The sequence below is a fragment of the Nocardioides ferulae genome (assembly GCF_003660455.1).
Taxonomy (GTDB): domain Bacteria; phylum Actinomycetota; class Actinomycetes; order Propionibacteriales; family Nocardioidaceae; genus Nocardioides; species Nocardioides ferulae.
Genome location: NZ_QZVR01000015.1, coordinates 87,208 through 104,081 on the forward strand (window position 1 = coordinate 87,208; position 16,874 = coordinate 104,081).

Below are 16,874 nucleotides of genomic sequence, written 5' to 3' on the forward strand. Positions count from 1 at the left end.
CGACACTCCACGGGTCGGGGTGCAGTCCCGGACCTCGCGCACCGCCGCGAGTGAGCCGGGCCGTGTTCGTCAGAAGGCTCGGCACCACCACCCGGCAGGACACATCCTGCCCGGGCCCTACGAACGAGAAGGCTCATCGACCGTGCGCACGTACAGCCCGAAGCCCGGCGACATCACGCGTGAGTGGTACGTCATCGACGCCACCGACGTGATCCTCGGACGCCTCGCCGTCCAGTCTGCCAACCTCCTGCGAGGCAAGCACAAGCCGATCTTCGCCCCGCACGTCGACACCGGTGACTTCGTCATCGTCGTCAACGCGGAGAAGGTGGCCCTGACGGGTCAGAAGAAGACCAAGAAGATGGCCTACCGCCACTCGGGCTACCCGGGCGGACTCTCGGCCACCCCGATCGGTGAGCTGCTGGAGAAGGACGCCCGCAAGGCGATCGAGAACGCCGTGTGGGGCATGCTGCCGAAGAACAAGCTCGGCCGTCAGATGCTGAAGAAGCTCAAGGTCTACTCCGGGCCGAACCACCCCCACGAGGCCCAGAAGGCCGTCCCCTTCGAGATCACCCAGATCTCGCAGTAGTCCTGCATCCCCGAGCATCCCAGCATCCACAGACAGTCTGAGTGAGGAACGAGAACAGTGGCTGACACCACCGAGGTCGAAGAGACGACCTACGAGGTCGACGAGCGCGGCGTTGCCTACAGCTCCGAGAGCGCCCCGTCCGCCGACGCCGCCGAGCGTCCCGCGACCATCGCCCCGGCGAACGCGACCGGCCGCCGCAAGGAGGCCGTCGCCCGCGTCCGCCTCGTGCCCGGCACCGGCGAGTGGACCGTGAACGGTCGCACCCTGGAGTCCTACTTCCCGAACAAGCTGCACCAGCAGGTCGTCAACGAGCCCTTCGTGACCACCCAGCTCGAGGGCCGCTTCGACGTGATCGCCCGCGTGCACGGCGGCGGCATCACCGGCCAGGCCGGCGCGCTGCGTCTCGGCGTGGCCCGGGCCCTGAACGCCGTCGACGTCGAGGCCAACCGCCCGGTGCTGAAGAAGGCCGGCCTGCTGACCCGCGACGCCCGCGTCATCGAGCGCAAGAAGGCCGGTCTCAAGAAGGCCCGCAAGGCACCGCAGTTCAGCAAGCGCTGATCCACCGCGCATGACGCGCATCTTCGGCACCGACGGGGTCCGGGGTCTGGCGAACGGTCACCTGACCGCAGAGCTGGCCCTGGACCTCTCGGTCGCCGCCGCCCGGGTCCTCGCCGACCGGGGCGAGTTCGCCGGCCACCGCCCCCGCGCCGTGGTCGGCCGCGACACCCGCATCTCGGGGCAGTTCCTCGAGCACGCCGTCGTCGCCGGCCTCGCCTCGGCCGGTGTCGACGTGCTGCGGCTGCGGGTGCTGCCCACCCCCGCGGTCGCCTACATGACCCAGGCGCTCGGCGCCGACCTCGGCGTCGTCATCAGCGCCTCGCACAACCCGATGCCCGACAACGGCATCAAGTTCCTCGCCCGCGGCGGCCTCAAGCTCGACGACACCGTCGAGAAGGAGATCGAGCAGCACCTCGACGAGGAGTGGGTCCGCCCCCTCGGCGGTGACGTCGGGCGGGTCACCCCCTACGCCACACCCGTCGAGGAGTACGTCGCCCACCTGGTCGGCACGCTGACCAAGCCCCTCGCCGGCCTGAAGGTGGTCCTCGACTGCGCCCACGGCGCGGCGTACCAGGCCGGTCCGCTCGCGCTCGCCGAAGCCGGCGCCGAGGTGATCGCGATCGGCGTCGAGCCCGACGGGCTCAACATCAACGACGGCTACGGCTCCACCCACCTCGACAACCTGCGCGAGGCCGTGGTCGCCCACGGCGCCGACGCCGGGTTCGCGGTCGACGGCGACGCCGACCGCTGCCTCGCGGTCGATGCCGGCGGCGCGGTCGTCGACGGCGACCAGATCCTCGCGATCCTCGCGCTCGGCATGGCCTCCTCGGGCCGGCTGGCGCGCGACACCGTCGTCGCGACCGTGATGAGCAACCTCGGCTTCGTCCGGGCGATGAAGGACGCCGGGCTCGGCGTGCGCCAGACCAAGGTCGGTGACCGCTACGTGCTCGAGGCGATGCGGGTCTCCGGCTACACCCTCGGCGGCGAGCAGTCCGGCCACGTGATCATGAGCGAGTTCGCCACCACCGGCGACGGCCTGCTCACCGCCCTCCACGTGCTCGAGCGGATGGCCGAGACCGGGCAGAGCCTGGCCTCGCTCGCCTCCGTCGTCACCCGCTTCCCGCAGGTGCTCGTCAACGTGCCCGGGGTCGACAAGACCCGCGCAGACGACGACCCGCTGCTCGCCGCCGCCGTCGCCGAGGAGGAGGCCGGGCTCGGTGACGCCGGCCGGGTGCTGCTGCGCCCCTCCGGCACCGAGGCACTGGTGCGCGTGATGGTCGAGGCGTCCACCCAGGAGCAGGCCCAGGGTGTGGCCGACCGGCTGGCAAATGTGGTGCGCGAGAGGCTCGCCCTCTCGTAGCGTCACGGTCCGTGAGCCACGTGACCGTCAACGAGATCGACCCCGCCGACGAGACGTTGCTGCGTCAGTGGTGGGAGGTCGGGGCCGCCTCGACGGCCGAGCGGCCCCTGGTCGGATGGCCCGCGTGGGAGGTGTCGCGCACCGCCCTGCCGATGCCACGTCGCGACCTCGGCCGCACCCTGCTGGTCGCCGAGCTCGACGGGCGCGTCGTGGGCGCCGGGCTGTTGGTGCGGTTCCTGCTCGACAACACCCACCTCGCCGAGCTCGACGTGCAGGTGCTGCCCGACCATCGGCGCCACGGCGTCGGGGGCGCGCTGCTGAGGGCGTTGGAGGACCGGGCGGTCGCCGACGGGCGCACCACGTTGGTCGGCACGGCGTACGCACCCCTGGAGGGGGACAGCGCCGGGTCGCTGTTCGCGGCCGCCCGGGGCTACCCCGTCGCCAGCCGTGAGGAGACCAAGGCCTGCGACCTGGCCACCGCGCCGGGGCTCTGGCCGGCGCTCGACGAGCAGGTCACCGCCGGGCTCGGTGGCTACCGCGTCGAGTTGTTCGAGGCCACCCTGCCGGAGCGATGGGTCGACGACTTCTGTCATCTCATGGGCCGCTTCGCCGACGAGATCCCCTCGGGTGACCTGGACGTGCAGGACTTCGAGTGGACGGCCGACCGCCTGCGCGAACACGAGGAGCGGATGGTGGCGATCGGCAAGGTGTGGTTCGGGGCCCTCGGGGTGACCCCCGACGGGCGGGCCTGCGGCTTCACCGAGCTCGCGGTCACCATCGCCGACCCCGGCCACGCCGAGGTGGGCGGAACCCTGGTCCTGCCCGAGCACCGCGGGCACCGACTCGGCCTGGGCATGAAGCTGGCCAGCCACCGCCGCCTGCTCGAACTGTTCCCCGACTGCGCCTACGTCGAGACCAGCAACGCCGGCGTCAACGCCCCGATGAACGCGGTCAACGAGGCGCTGGGCTACCGGGTGGTCGAGCGGTGCCTGGACGTGCAGAAGGTGTTGGAACGGGTCGCAGCCCGATGACGGGTTGAGCTGTGCCGACGCTGCCGCGCCGGCACAGGCCGGGTCGTCTTCTCAGCGGCGCACGGGGACCGTCCAACGGCTGGGACGGGACCGACCCATCTCGTTGACAGCCACGACGCGGAAGCGGTGTGACACATCAGCAGGCAGCCCCCGGATCGCGATCTGCAACCGATCGGAGCCGACGGTCCTCTCGTGTCCCCTGTTCGACGTGACGACGTACTCCACGATCTCGGCACCGTTGGAGCGAGGAGCTGTCCAGGTCAGCACTGCCTTCCGGCCCTCGAGGAGGACCGTCGGCCGTGTCACGCGCCCCGGCACGCCTGCTGGCGTCACGGGCTCCGTCGCGGAAGCGGGCTCACTGTCGCCGAACTCACCGATCGCCGTCACAGAGACCGTGTAGGCGGTCCCGTTCCGCAGCCCAGACAGCTCGGCCTGGGTCCGTTCAGAACTCACCTCCAGCGTGTGGTCGCCGGGCGTGGCGGTGATGCGGTAGCCCGTGACGGCTGCTGCTGCCTCGGAACCAGGGCGCCAAGCAACGAGGAGCGCCCCATCGCGACGGCTCACCGCCACGCCCTCAGGGGCCGCCGGGGCGCCGAGGGGCGTGGCCTGACCCAGCGCCGTCGACGTGCCCGTGCCCACCTCGTTCACCGCAGCCACGGAGAAGGAGTACGAGGTCCCGTTCTCGAGACCCCCCACCGTGGCGGAACTGGCGATCGCGGCCACCTGCACGGTCCGGTTCCCCGGTTCCGCCGTGACGACATAGTTCGAGATCTCCGCGCCGTTCCCGTCAGCAGCGGTCCAGGACACACGGACCTCGCGATCGCCCGGCACCAGGTTTCCCGCACCGGGGGTGGTCGGGAGTCCGGCCGGCGTGACTGCTGCGGAGGGTGCTGAGGGCGCACTGCTTCCCGCCGAGTTCGTCGCAGTGACCGTGAAGGTGTAGCTCGTACCGTTCTGAAGGCCGTGGACCGTTGCACTCGTCGTCGAGCCCCCGACGTCGACCGAGGCCCCTCCGGGTGAGGCCACGACTCGGTAGCCGGTCACCGGCTGCTGCCCGCCCGGGGACCAGGACACCGTGACGGCGCCATCGCCGCGCTCGGCTCGCACTGCCGTGGGAGACAACGGAGGCTGGGTGGGAGGCGGGCTTGCGCCGCCGCCGCCGCCACCTCCGCCACCCCCGCTGGGTGGGGGAGTGCCGCCGCCGCCGCCGCCACCGCCGGAGTCCGGTGGCGGGTTCGTCTCGCCGCCCGGCGGCGGTTCTGGCGCAAGGAACGACTCGCTGCGACTGGCCATAGAGCTGCCCAGCTCGTTCACTGCGTGTGCCGAGACCCGGTAGAGCGTGCCGGGCGTGAGATCGGAGAGGGCGAACTCCCTCGTGGTCCAGCCGGGGCCCTGTGCGACTCGCCTGGTGGCGATGACGCTCCCCGCCTCGCGATCCTCGACCTCCATTACAAGGTCGGCGGCGCGGCCACCGTCGGAGCTCGGCGCGACGAACGCCGTGACGGCGCCATCATCGCCGACCCGGTGCCAGACGGAGGGGTTGTCGGGTGCCACGGCAGGAGTCATCGAGCTCGGGGCCGTCGAGACCGGGCGGTAGATGACGCGGGCGCCGCCGTAGATACGGTCGGGCACCTCCACGGATGGCGCTTCCCAGTAGTTGTCGGTGATCTCGAGGACGCAGTCGTCGGCTGCCTGGACGTACGTCGAGCGTTCGAAGGTGTTGCCTCCGGCCACGAGGCGTCCCTCGCCCTCGCAGGAGAGTGCCCCGTCGCGGACCCGGTTGTCCGTCACGACCAGGTGATCGGGCCGCGGGTTGTGAATCGAGACCTCTGCGTGGTCGAAGACGTTGCGGGCAAGCTCGAGTTCCGTTGCCCCGCCGTCGAGCCTCATCGAGGGGGTGACACGGGAGTCGGTGAGGACGAAACGGTCCAGCCAGTCGCCGGGCTCGGTATCCCAGTGCCACCACTGGAAGCCGCGATCGACAAGCTCCAGACCGCTGATGGCGATCTCAGCGGACTCAGCCGTGCCCAGCCTGCCGAACAGCGCTACCGAGCAGCAGTTGGGGTCAGCGCCCGTGATCCGGACCCGCTGCTGCTGGGTGCCGGCCACCAGGAGACGTCCTGCGACCCTGAACATCGGCTGCGCTCGGTAACCACCCCGGGCGTCGTCGTAGCGTGGCCGGATCACCACCCCGGGCTCGATGGTCAGCGTGACGCCCTCCGGCACCTCGACCGTGTCGTTGAGGACGTAGGGGCTGTTGGCGAGCGTCCAAGTCGTGTCCTTCGTGACCTGGCCCGACACGGCGGTTCCGCCGCCGGGAGGAGGCTCCTCATCACCAGGTTCGGGCGCGAGGAACGACTCGGTCTCTAGGCTGGCTCCCTCACCCTCGGCGTTGGCCGTGCGGCTGGTCAGCCGGTACAAACCCCCAGGGGTCAGGTCGTCGAAGACGAAGACGAGCGTGCCGCCGCCTCGTGATGGCTGCTGCTGGGTCTGCGTGAACTCCACGGCACCCGCGTCGTCGGTCTCGCGGTTCACCGCGGTCGCCGTGACCGTCGTGTCGAGCCCTCCGGCCGATGCCAGGTGGACCGTCAGGACAGCGCGTCCGTAGGCGTCGATCGCATAGCTCTGGCTGTGCATGGCCGGAGGCAGCGACGGGGTCGCATGGGTCGCACCGTTGGCGACTGGGGTCGCAACGATGCGGGACCCGCCCTGCATCTGCGGCTCACCTCCCTCCCAGTCGTTGCCGGGAGCGTCGATGACGCAGTCGTCCTCGCTGACCAGCACCGAGGTGCGTTCGAACGTGTTGCCCGCGAGGGCGAGTCGACCGGCGTCTTGGCAGGCGAATCGAGTGGAACGGAAGCGGTTGTCGCTGATAGTCACGGTGTCGGGTGTGGGGTTCGAGATCGTGACGTCGGAGCCGAGAAAGGCGTTGCGAGCCAACTCGATGGAGCCGTGGCCGGAGTCGAGGCGCACCGTGGCGTCGACAGTGGAGTCGACGAATCGGAACGAGGCGAAGCCTGCTGGGTCAGCACCCTCGAGCGTGGACCAGAGCTCTATCGGACGAGCGCCCCGGGTCACGATGCCGGCCAGGTCGATCTGCCCGGTAGTGCTGCCCGCCAGCGAGTCGAGAATGTGCAGCCACGACCAGCCACTTGGGCCTGCGTCGATGGCAACCGGCTCCTCTCGCGTCCCCTGGACGTCGAGGGCGCCGGCGATGCGGAACATCGGGTTGACCAGGGAGCCGCCGTACGCGTTCAACCGCGGTCGCAGGGTGACCCCCGGTTCGATGGTGAGCGTCACGCCTTCGGGCACCTCGACCGTCCCGGAGAACTCATAGGGGCTGTGCTCGAGGGTCCATATGGTGTCGGTTGTGAGGACGCCGCGGACGGTGGTGCCGCCGTCCGGCGGGGGTGCGGGTGTTCGGGAGGGGGCGAGGAACGACTCCGTCCGCTCCGTGGAGCCGGGACCTCGGTGATTGGTCACGGTGCTCTCGATGCGATACATGGTGCCGGGCTCGAGGCTGTCGAAGACGATCTGCACCGGCTCGCCCCCATCGCGCCCCGAGTCCAGGACCACCTCGTGGGCCTCGATCTCCTCGTCGAAGCGCTCCCCCGTGTCGCGGATCCGTGCCACCGCTCGGAGCGTCGCGGTGGCGCCACCATCTGACCCGGGACGGACGGTCAGCACCGCGCGCCCGAAGTCGTCGAAGGTGAAGTCGGTCCCGAGGTGTGCGGCCGGGGCCAGCACCGGTGTCTGGTCGGTCGGGGCATCGGCCGTCGACTGGAACACGATGCGGCCGGCGCCCTGCAGTCTGTCGGGCACCTGCTGGTCGGGGACCTCCCAGTAGTTGCCACTGACGTCGAGTCGGCAGTCGCCCAGGCTGGTCACCCTGGGGGTCGAGTACGAGTAGGTCCCTCGCTCGAACGTGTTCCCGGTCGCGGTCAGCCGGCCGGCTCCGGCGCAGTCCAGTCCGGAGCGGCGGAAGCGGTTGTCCTGGAGTGAGATCGCGGTCTCCGAGGGGTCGGTGATCCCGAGCGAACCGTCGATGAAGGCGTTCCGCTCGATGCTCACCACGCCTGCGGAGGTGTCGAGCCGAACCGCTGTCGAGACGAGCTGCGAGTCGGTCAGCGAGAAGGACGAGAATGCCATCGGGGTCTCGTTCGGCCCGTGAGACCAGAGACTCACCGTGCCCGACGCCGAGCGGACCCGCAGCTGGGACAGGCTGACCTCGGCAGAGGCAGCGACCGTCTCGAACACGTTCTGGTTCCAGTTGGCGTCCGCTGACTTGACGATGCTGACCGGGGTGGCCGCAGTGCCGACCGCCTCCACAGAACCGGCTACCCGGAAGGCCGACGCGCTCGAGGCGGAGTACCCGGCGCCCAGCTGGACCTCGACGCCAGCCTCGATCGTGAGGGTGACCGCCTCGGGAACGACCACGGGGCCAGTGAGCACGTAGGGGCTCCCGTCCGCGGTCCAGACGGTGTCGCCGGCGAGCTCCTGGGCGGGCACCGCGGTGCCCGCGGGCGCCGCTGCGGCGGGGGCTACGGAGACGGCCCCCAGCAGCGGTGCGCAGAGCAGCAGCACGATGGATGACAGGCCGATGCGGGCGCGACGAATCATGCACTTCCCCCCTGAGTGCGGGCCGGGCCACACGGCACCGCCCTACCCGCGCACCCTAGGAGGGGGTGGGTGTGCTCCGCAGGAGAACGAGGTGACAACTCCGCGGCGAGCGACGCACTTCACCGCACAACGGTCACCCGCTCGGCGTGACCGTCACAGCTTCCTGAGCCGCACGTAGCGCACCGAGTGGTCCCAGTCCTTGCGCATCACCAGCGTCGCCCGGGACCGGGTGGGGAGGATGTTCTCGACCAGGTTGGGGCCGTTGATGCCGTCCCAGATGCGCTCGGCCTCGGCGACCGCCTCGTCGTGCGACATCGCGCCGTAGCGGGCGAAGTAGGAGCCGGGGTCGCGGAACGCGGTCTCGCGCAGCCGCAGGAACCGTTCGACGTACCAACGGCGGATCTTGTCGCGGCCGGCGTCGACGTACACGCTGAAGTCGAAGAAGTCGCTGACCGCCAGACTGGTGCGGCCGTCGTCGCGCACCCGCGCCGGCTGGAGCACGTTGAGGCCCTCGACGATCACGATGTCGGGCCGCTTCACCAGGATCTTCTCGTCGGGCACCACGTCGTAGACCAGGTGGGAGTAGACAGGCGCCTCCACCTCGTCCCTGCCCGACTTGATGTCGACCACGAACTTGAGCAACGCCCGCCGGTCGTAGGACTCCGGGAACCCCTTGCGCTGCAGGATGCCGCGGCGCTCCAGCTCTGCGTTCGGGTAGAGGAAGCCGTCGGTGGTGACCAGCGCGACGTTCGGGTGCTCGGGCCAGTGGGCGAGCATCTGCTGCAGCACCCGGGCCGTGGTCGACTTGCCGACAGCGACCGACCCGGCGACGCCGATCACGAACGGCGTCCGCGGCGGGGTGCGGCGGTGCAGGAAGTCCTCCTGCTTGCGGTGCAGCCGGCCGGCCGACTCGACGTACAGGCTGAGCAGGCGCGAGAGCGGCAGGTAGACCTCCTGCACCTCGTCGAGGTCGAGCGCATCGCCGAGGCCACGCAGCCGGGTCAGCTCGGCCTCGGTCAGCGGGCTCTCGGTCTCCCGCGCCAGCGACGCCCAGGCCGCTCGGTCCAGCTCGATGTAGGGAGACGCCTCCCGCCCCGCCTCCTCGGCTGCCGGATGCGGGTGGTTCTGCTGCAGGCCGTCGAGGTGGCTCGCGCCGACAGAGGGCATGGTGTCGATTGTTGCAGCCACCGGGTCCACGGGCCGCAGGGCGTCCGGACATAGGATTCACCGCATGTGCGGAATCGTCGGGTACGTCGGCCAGCGCCCCGCCCAGGGCGTCGTCGTCGAGGGACTGCGGCGGCTGGAGTACCGCGGCTACGACTCGGCGGGCATCGCGCTCGTCGCCGACGGAGAGCTGGTCACCCGCAAACGGGCCGGCAAGCTCGCGAACCTCGAGAAGGCCATCGCCGACGACCCGCTGCCCGAGTCGACCACCGCCGTCGGTCATACCCGCTGGGCCACCCATGGAGCACCCAACGACGTCAACGCCCACCCGCACCTCGGGCACGCCGGGCGGGTGGCGCTGGTGCACAACGGCATCATCGAGAACTTCCACGCCCTGCGAGCCGCGCTCGAGTCCGACGGTCACCAGCTGCTCTCCGAGACCGACACCGAGACCGTCGCCCACCTGCTGGAGCTGCAGGTGGCCTCCGGCGTCGACCTCACCACCGCCATGCAGCGGGTCTGCCAGCGCCTCGACGGCGCGTTCACCCTGGTCGCGGTCGACGCTCACGACCCGGACCGGGTGGTGGCCGCACGCCGCAACTCGCCGCTCGTCGTGGGGCTCGGGGAGGGCGAGAACTTCCTCGGCTCCGACGTCGCCGCGTTCATCGAGCACACCCGCGAGGCGCTCGAGCTCGGTCAGGACCAGGTCGTGACGATCAGCCGCGAGGGGGTCGAGGTGACCGGATTCGACGGCACCCCCGCCGCGGCGAAGCGCTTCCACGTCGACTGGGACCTCTCGGCGGCCGAGAAGGACGGCCACGACTGGTTCATGCGCAAGGAGATCTTCGAGCAACCCCGCGCCGTGGCCGACTCGCTCCTCGGCCGGCACAGCCGCACCGGTCAGCTGCAGCTGGACGAGATGCGCCTCTCCGACCAGGAGCTGCGCGACATCGACAAGATCATCATCATCGCCTGCGGCACCTCCTTCTACGCCGGCATGGTCGCCAAGTACGCCATCGAGCACTGGTGTCGGGTGCCGGTCGAGGTCGAGCTGGCCTCGGAGTTCCGCTACCGCGACCCGATCCTCGACTACTCCACGCTCGTGGTCGCGATCAGCCAGTCCGGCGAGACCGCCGACACCCTGCAGGCGATCCGCCACGCCCGCAGCCAGCGCTCGAAGGTGCTGGCGATCTGCAACACCAACGGCTCGACGATCCCGCGTGAGTCCGACGCGGTGATCTACACCCACGCCGGCCCCGAGATCGGGGTCGCCTCCACCAAGGGGTTCCTCACCCAACTGGTGGCCTGCTACCTGCTGGCGCTCTACCTCGCCCAGGTCAAGGGCACCAGGTTCGGTGACGAGATCGCCGAGGTCATGGAGCAGCTCGAGGGGATGCCCGCCCACATCGAGCGGGTGCTCGCCGACGCCGAGTCCGTCTACGCGCTGGCCCGCTCGCACGTCGACACCCGGTCGGTGCTGTTCCTGGGCCGCCACGCCGGTTATCCGGTGGCGCTCGAGGGCGCGCTGAAGCTCAAGGAGCTGGCCTACCTGCACGCCGAGGGGTTCGCCGCCGGCGAGCTCAAGCACGGCCCGATCGCGCTGGTCGAGGACGGCATGCCGGTGCTGTGCGTGGTGCCGCCCGAGGGCCGCGACCAGTTGCACGACAAGATGGTCAGCGGCATCCAGGAGGTGCGGGCCCGCGGGGCGCGCACGATCTGCCTGGCCGAGGAGGGCGACACCTCCATCGAGCCGTACGCCGACGACCTGGTGCGGCTGCCGCGGGTGCCGGTGCTGCTCCAGCCGCTGGTCGCGGTGGTGCCGCTGCAGCTGTTCGCCTGCGAGCTGGCCAGCGCGATGGGCCACGACGTCGACCAGCCGCGCAACCTGGCCAAGTCCGTCACGGTCGAATGACGGTCGCCGCCCGATCGGGTCGCGGGGGCGACCGCGCACTCCCCACGGGCGGTGCGCGGTGGCGGTGATCGGCGTCGGCATCGACGTGGTCGGCATCGACCGGTTCGCGGAGACCCTCGAACGCACCCCCGCGCTGCGGCAGCGGCTGTTCACCGAGGCCGAGGCGGCGCGGCCGTTGATGTCGCTGGCCGCGCGGTTCGCGGCCAAGGAGGCTCTCGCCAAGGCGCTGGGAGCCCCGCAGGGTCTGGCCTGGCACGACTGCGAGGTGGTCAACGAGTCGTCCGGCCGGCCGCGGTTGCTCCTGCGGGGCACGGTCGCGGCCGCCGTCGAGGCCGCCGGCGCGGCCCACGTGCACCTCTCGCTCTCCCACGACGCCGGGGTCGCCTCGGCCGTGGTGATCCTGGAGTCGTAGCCGCTCCCCATGCCACGCCGAGCAGCGCGGCACTAGCGTGGCCGGCATGAGGAGCGCACACACGGTCGCGCAGGTGCGGGCCGCTGAGGAGGAGCTGCTGGCGGTGCTGCCGGATGGCGCGCTGATGCAGCGGGCCGCGACCGGCCTGGCGTACGCCGTGATCGACCTGTTGCGCGGCGCCTACGGCCGCCGGGTGCTGCTGCTCGTCGGCGCCGGCAACAACGGGGGAGACGCGTTGCACGCCGGCGCGGTGCTGGCCCGCCGCGGTGCGTTGGTCGACGCCCACCTGTTGTCCGACCGCGTGCACGAGGCCGGGCTGGCGGCGCTGCGCTCCGCCGGCGGTCGGGTCGTGTGCCCCACGACGCGCCATGGCGCGTCCTCAGGCACCCGACCCGGGCGGGCCGGGACCTACGACGTCGTCGTCGACGGGATCGTCGGGATCGGCGGCACACCGGGACTCCGACCGGACGTGGTCGCGGCGCTCGAACGGGTGGCCGGGGTGCCGGTCGTGGCCGTCGACACCCCCTCCGGGGTGGGTGTCGACACCGGCGAGCTGGCCGGTCCGCACGTGCGGGCCGCGCTCACGGTGACCTTCGGCACCCTCAAGCCCTGCCACCTGGTCGACCCGGCGGCCGCGGCCTGCGGGAGCGTGCACCTGGTCGACATCGGGCTCGCCCTGCCTCCTGCTCCCGTCGAGGCGCTGCAACCCGACGACGTCGCCCGGCTGCTGCCCCGGCCGGCGCCCGACGCGCACAAGTACACCCGCGGCGTGGTCGGCGTCCGGGCCGGTTCGACGCAGTACCCCGGCGCCGCGCTGCTCAGCGTCGCCGGCGCGGCCAGCGGACTCGCCGGCATGGTCCGGTACGCCGGTCCGGGCGAGGTGGGCGCGCGGGTGCGGGCCGCGCATCCCGAGGTCGTCGGGGAGGGCCGGGTCCAGGCCTGGGTGGTCGGCTCGGGGGGTGGCGACGGGGCCGGTGCGGAGCTGGCGGCGGCGTTCGCCGACGAGCTGTCCGGTCCGGTGCCGGTGGTCGTCGACGCCGACGCCCTGGCCCACGTGAGCGGGCCGCTGCCCGCGCCCGCCGTGCTCACCCCGCATGCGGGCGAGCTGGCCCGGATGAGCGGGGTCGACCGCGCCGAGGTCGAGGCGGCCCCGCTGCGCCACGTCCGCGAGGCCGCCGACCGGTTCGAGTCGGTGGTGCTGCTCAAGGGCCGCCACACCCTGATCGCCGAGCCGGGCGGACGGGTGCGGGCCACGACCACGGGTCTGCCGTGGCTGGCCACCGCCGGTGCCGGCGACGTGCTCGGCGGCCTGATCGGGGCGCTGCTGGCCGCGGGCCTGGACTGTTTCGACGCCGCGTCGGTGGGGTCCTGGCTGCACGGTGCCGCCGCGACGCTGGCCTCCGACGGGGGCCCACTGGTGGCGGGCGACGTGGCGCGGGCGATCCCCGCTGCGGTGCGCGGCCTCCCCGGCTGACCCGCCCGCGCGGGCGTCCGCACCGCGGGTCACCCGCACCGCCCGTGGCGCGGGCTGGAAGAATGGACGGCCATGAGCCACCCCCGCGCCGAGATCGTCGTCGACCTCGACGCGATCCGGCACAACGTCGCCGGGCTGCGCGACCTGGTCGGGGTGCCCACGATGACCGTCGTGAAGGCCGACGGCTACGGCCACGGCATGCTCGAGGTCACCCGGGCGGCCAGGGCGGCCGGCTCGGACTGGCTCGGGGTGGCCACGCTCGACGAGGCGCTGGCCCTGCGCGCCGCCGGCGACAGCGGTCCGGTGCTCGCCTGGCTGGCCGTCCCCGGCGAGGACCACGCCCCGGCGATCGCCGCCGGCATCGACGTCACGGCGTACTCCACCGACGAGCTGGCCGAGATCGCGGCCGACGTCGCTCGGGCCGGTCGGCCGGCCCGGGTGCAGCTGAAGGTCGACACCGGGCTGTCCCGCGGCGGCGCCCCGATCGCCCACTGGCCCGAGCTGGTCGCCGCCGCCCGGGACGGCGAGCGCGCGGGCCGCTGGCGGGTGACCGGCATCTGGTCGCACTTCGCCTGCTCCGACGAGCCGGCGCACCCGGCCAACGCCGCGCAGGAGGCGGTCTTCCGCGACGCCCTGGCGGTCGCCGAGGCCGCCGGGCTGCGCCCCGAGGTACGCCACCTGGCCAACTCCGCCGCCGGGCTGCTGCGCCCGTCGGCCCGGTTCGACCTGGTGCGCTTCGGGCTCGCCTCCTACGGGCTCGACCCCGCTCCCGGCCACCCCGCGCCGCTGGACCTGGTCCCCGCGATGACCGTGCGGGCCGAGCTGGCGATGGTCAAGGACGTCGCCGCCGGCGACGGCGTCTCCTACGGCCACACCTGGGTCGCCGACCGGGCCACCACGCTCGGCCTGGTGCCGGTCGGCTACGGCGACGGGGTGCCGCGGCACGCCAGCGGGCCCGGCGTGCGCTCCGCCGAGGTCGGCGTCGCCGGTCACCGCAGCCCGATCCGCGGCCGCATCTGCATGGACCAGTTCATGGTCGAGCTGCGCCCCGACGTCGGGCTGCTCGACGGGCCGCAGCGACCCGGCCGCGGCGACGAGGTGGTGCTGTTCGGGCCGGGTCGCGACGGCGAGCCCACGGCCCAGCACTGGGCCGAGGCCAGCGGAACCATCAGCTACGAGATCGTGACCCGGATCGGGGGCCGGATGCCCAGGCGCTACCTGGGCGCCGAGCCCGCCGAGTCGGCCGGGTCCGCCTGAGGAGCAGGAGCCAACCATGAGCATGCGCGGACGGATCATCGGGACCGTGGCCGGTGCCGCCGGTGTGGCGGTCGCCGGAGCGGCGTACGGCGTGGTCCGCCAGCGCCACAGGATCTCGCAGCGGCCGGGGGAGCCGATCCCGCTCGGCGAGCTGCGCTCGGCTCCGCTGACGGTGGTGGCCGACGACGGCGTGCCGCTGCACGTCGAGGTCGACGAGCCGGAGTCGGCGCGGAGCCCGGTGACCGTGGTGTTCTGCCACGGCTACTCGCTCAACCTCGACTGCTGGCACTTCCAGCGGGCGGCGCTGCGCGGCCGGGTCCGCTCGGTCTTCTACGACCAGCGCTCACACGGCCGGTCCGGCCGATCGAGCCTCGAGAACGCCACGATCGACCAGCTCGGCCACGACCTGCGGCGGGTGCTCGACGAGGTGGTGCCCGAGGGACCGGTGGTGCTGGTCGGCCACTCGATGGGCGGCATGACCATCGTGGCGTTCGCCGAGCAGTACCCCGACTTCTTCGGCGACCGGGTGGTGGGCGTCGGCCTGATCTCGACGACCGCCGGGGGGCTCGACGTGGGCCGGCTGCTGATGCCGGTACTGCCGGCCAAGCTCGGCCTGCCGGTGGCGCAGCGCACCATCGCGACGCTGGCCCGCCGCCACGCCACCGTCGACGCGGTGCGCCGCGCGGGCAAGTCGGTGGCGATGGTGACCACCGACCTGTTCGCGTTCGGCGACGACGTGCCGGGCCCCTACGTCGAGTTCGTCGACGAGATGCTGTCGGCCACGCCGTTCGAGGTGGTGGCCGAGTTCTTCCCGGCGTTCGGGTCGCTCGACAAGTTCCACGCGGTGCAGGTGATCGGGCAGGTGCCCACCCTGATCGTCTGCGGCGACCGCGACCGGCTGACCTCGATCGGCCACAGCCGCAAGCTGCACGCGCAGATCCCCGGCTCCCGCCTCGTCGAGTACGAGCGGGCTGGCCACATGGTGATCCTCGAGCGCCACGCGCAGGTCAACGCCGAGCTCGAGAAGCTGCTGGCCGAGGCGGAGGGGCGGGTGCGGTGAGCGTCGACGTACGCCGGGTGGGCGCGGAGGCCGCCGCCGAGGTGCGGGCGGTGGTGCTCGAGGCGTTCGCGGCCCGGCCGCCGCTGGACCCGCCGGCCGCCGCGCTCACCGAGACCGAGGAGCAGCTGGCGGCGATGATGGCCGCGGGCGGCGGGCTGATCGCGACCCACGAGGGCCAGGACGTCGGCGCGCTGGTGCTCGACCCGGTCGGCGACACGATGTACCTGCGCCGGTTCGGGGTGCGGCCCAGCGCCCAGGGGCACGGCATCGCGCGGGCGTTGATCGACGCGGCCGTCTACGCCTCGCACGGCTTCGACGACCTCACCGTGGTGGCCCGCGAGGAGCTGCCGCGCACGATCCGCTTCTGGGAGCGGCAGGGGTTCCGGGAGATCCGGCGGGCCAGCCCCAACGTCGAGCTGCGCCGTCCGCTGCGCACGTTCCTGTTCGACGTGCCGGACGCCGACGCGATGCGCGAGCTGGGCTCCTCGCTGGCCGACCAGCTGGCGCCGGGCGACCTGATCGTGCTCAGCGGCGAGCTGGGTGCCGGCAAGACCACCTTCACCCAGGGGCTGGGGGCCGGGCTGCGGGTGCGTGGCGACGTGACCTCGCCGACGTTCGTGATCGCCCGCGAGCACCCGTCGTTGGTGGAGGGGCCGGTGTTGGTGCACGTCGACGCCTACCGGCTCGGCGGCATCGACGAGCTCGACGACCTCGACCTGGACGCCTCGCTCGACGACGCGGTGACCGTGGTCGAGTGGGGCGAGGGGGTCGCCGAGGGGCTCAACGACTCCCGGTTGGAGGTGCGCATCATCCGGGCGCTGGCCGACGACGAGGCGGCGCTCGACCCCGAGCTCGATCCTCGGCGGGTGCTGATGACGCCGATCGGCCCACGCTGGAACCGGCTCGACCCTCCGCCGAGCCATCGGGCGCCGTTGGCGGCCAAGCGCAACGAGAACCTGCTGCTCGACTTCCGCCGGTGCGAGGAGCACGAGCTCGGCGACCTCGACCCGTCGATTCCGCTGGTGCTCTCGCTGATGGTGGTCGAGCACGCCGGGCGCACCCTGCTGGTGCGCAACACCTGGAGCGGCGAGTGGGAGCTGTCCGGCGGCAGCGTCCCCGACGAGGAGACGCCACGGGAGACCGCGGTGCGCTGCCTGCGCGAGGAGACCGGCCTCGAGGTCGACCCGGGCGACGGCGTGGAGTTCGTCGGCGCGGCCACCGTGCAGCTGGGTCACGAGCGTCGCATCGAGCACCTCGCGCTCTTCCGCACCCGCCTGGAGCGGCTGCCGGACCCATGGGCCGACGACCACGGCCGCCAGCTCACCTGGTGGGACCTCGACTCCGCCCTGCCCGGGCTCTCGGAGATCGACGCCCACCTGGCCCGGATCGGCCACGACCACCCGGTCGTGGAGCAGGCGGTGGAGCCGGCCTGAACCGGTT

The 16,874-nt window shown here is 72.3% G+C and carries 12 protein-coding genes; 10 read left to right on the forward strand and 2 right to left on the reverse strand.

From position 1 onward, the window contains the following. Positions 1–142: 142 nt before the first annotated feature. Genes rplM through D6B71_RS15880 form a run of 4 tightly spaced genes read left to right on the forward strand, consistent with a single transcriptional unit; the run spans position 143 to position 3,535 of the window. The gene (gene rplM / locus D6B71_RS15865) at positions 143–586 is read left to right on the forward strand and encodes a 50S ribosomal protein L13 (protein WP_121256813.1); all 444 of its coding nucleotides are present in this window, start codon (positions 143–145) and stop codon (positions 584–586) included. 57 nt (positions 587–643) lie between these two features. Then, a complete protein-coding gene (gene rpsI, locus D6B71_RS15870; RefSeq protein ID WP_121256815.1) occupies positions 644–1,144 on the forward strand; it encodes a 30S ribosomal protein S9 in 501 nt (166 codons plus the stop codon). Positions 1,145–1,154: 10 nt separating this feature from the next. Further along, positions 1,155–2,504, forward strand: a complete 1,350-nt coding sequence (gene glmM / locus D6B71_RS15875) for a phosphoglucosamine mutase (protein ID WP_121256818.1) — start codon at positions 1,155–1,157, stop codon at positions 2,502–2,504. Positions 2,505–2,515: 11 nt separating this feature from the next. Further along, entirely contained in the window at positions 2,516–3,535 is a 1,020-nt protein-coding gene (locus D6B71_RS15880) for a GNAT family N-acetyltransferase (protein WP_126688292.1), read from the forward strand. 51 nt (positions 3,536–3,586) lie between these two features. Here the strand turns inward: D6B71_RS15880 and D6B71_RS15885 are convergent, their stop codons facing one another. Both D6B71_RS15885 and coaA read right to left on the reverse strand, forming a co-directional pair. After that, positions 3,587–6,835 carry a fibronectin type III domain-containing protein gene (locus D6B71_RS15885; RefSeq protein WP_126688293.1) on the reverse strand — a complete coding sequence of 1,083 codons (3,249 nt, stop codon included), beginning with the start codon at positions 6,833–6,835 and terminating at the stop codon, positions 3,587–3,589. A gap of 1,473 nt (positions 6,836–8,308) precedes the next feature. Then, positions 8,309–9,322 carry a type I pantothenate kinase gene (gene coaA / locus D6B71_RS15890; protein WP_121256825.1) on the reverse strand — a complete coding sequence of 338 codons (1,014 nt, stop codon included), beginning with the start codon at positions 9,320–9,322 and terminating at the stop codon, positions 8,309–8,311. A 64-nt stretch (positions 9,323–9,386) separates the two neighbouring features. On the opposite strand from coaA, the gene glmS reads away from it, so the two are divergent. The 6 genes from glmS (at position 9,387) to tsaE (ending at position 16,867) form a co-directional block, all read left to right on the forward strand. Further along, on the forward strand, positions 9,387–11,231 hold the full coding sequence (glmS, locus tag D6B71_RS15895; protein WP_121256827.1) for a glutamine--fructose-6-phosphate transaminase (isomerizing): 1,845 nt from the start codon (positions 9,387–9,389) through the stop codon (positions 11,229–11,231). Between the two features lie 58 nt (positions 11,232–11,289). Further along, positions 11,290–11,643, forward strand: coding sequence for a holo-ACP synthase (locus tag D6B71_RS15900; protein ID WP_121256829.1), 354 nt, complete (start codon positions 11,290–11,292; stop codon positions 11,641–11,643). 46 nt (positions 11,644–11,689) lie between these two features. Continuing rightward, on the forward strand, positions 11,690–13,117 hold the full coding sequence (locus D6B71_RS15905) for an NAD(P)H-hydrate dehydratase (protein ID WP_121256832.1): 1,428 nt from the start codon (positions 11,690–11,692) through the stop codon (positions 13,115–13,117). Positions 13,118–13,189: 72 nt separating this feature from the next. Continuing rightward, positions 13,190–14,374, forward strand: a complete 1,185-nt coding sequence (gene alr / locus D6B71_RS15910; protein WP_121256834.1) for an alanine racemase — start codon at positions 13,190–13,192, stop codon at positions 14,372–14,374. A gap of 16 nt (positions 14,375–14,390) precedes the next feature. Next, the gene (locus D6B71_RS15915; RefSeq protein ID WP_121256837.1) at positions 14,391–15,434 is read left to right on the forward strand and encodes an alpha/beta fold hydrolase; all 1,044 of its coding nucleotides are present in this window, start codon (positions 14,391–14,393) and stop codon (positions 15,432–15,434) included. Further along, positions 15,431–16,867 (forward strand): tRNA (adenosine(37)-N6)-threonylcarbamoyltransferase complex ATPase subunit type 1 TsaE, encoded by a 1,437-nt coding sequence (gene tsaE, locus D6B71_RS22875; protein ID WP_164519698.1) that lies wholly within the window; start codon positions 15,431–15,433, stop codon positions 16,865–16,867. The genes D6B71_RS15915 and tsaE overlap by 4 nt, the downstream gene beginning before the upstream one ends. Positions 16,868–16,874: the final 7 nt, after the last annotated feature.

Coding starts and splice junctions, on each gene's coding strand:
- coaA (WP_121256825.1), bottom strand. CDS start 9,322: ATGCCCTCTGTCGGCGCGAGCCACCTCGACGGCCTGCAGCAGAACCAC.
- alr (WP_121256834.1), top strand. CDS start 13,190: ATGAGCCACCCCCGCGCCGAGATCGTCGTCGACCTCGACGCGATCCGG.
- D6B71_RS15905 (WP_121256832.1), top strand. CDS start 11,690: ATGAGGAGCGCACACACGGTCGCGCAGGTGCGGGCCGCTGAGGAGGAG.
- glmM (WP_121256818.1), top strand. CDS start 1,155: ATGACGCGCATCTTCGGCACCGACGGGGTCCGGGGTCTGGCGAACGGT.
- D6B71_RS15915 (WP_121256837.1), top strand. CDS start 14,391: ATGAGCATGCGCGGACGGATCATCGGGACCGTGGCCGGTGCCGCCGGT.
- glmS (WP_121256827.1), top strand. CDS start 9,387: ATGTGCGGAATCGTCGGGTACGTCGGCCAGCGCCCCGCCCAGGGCGTC.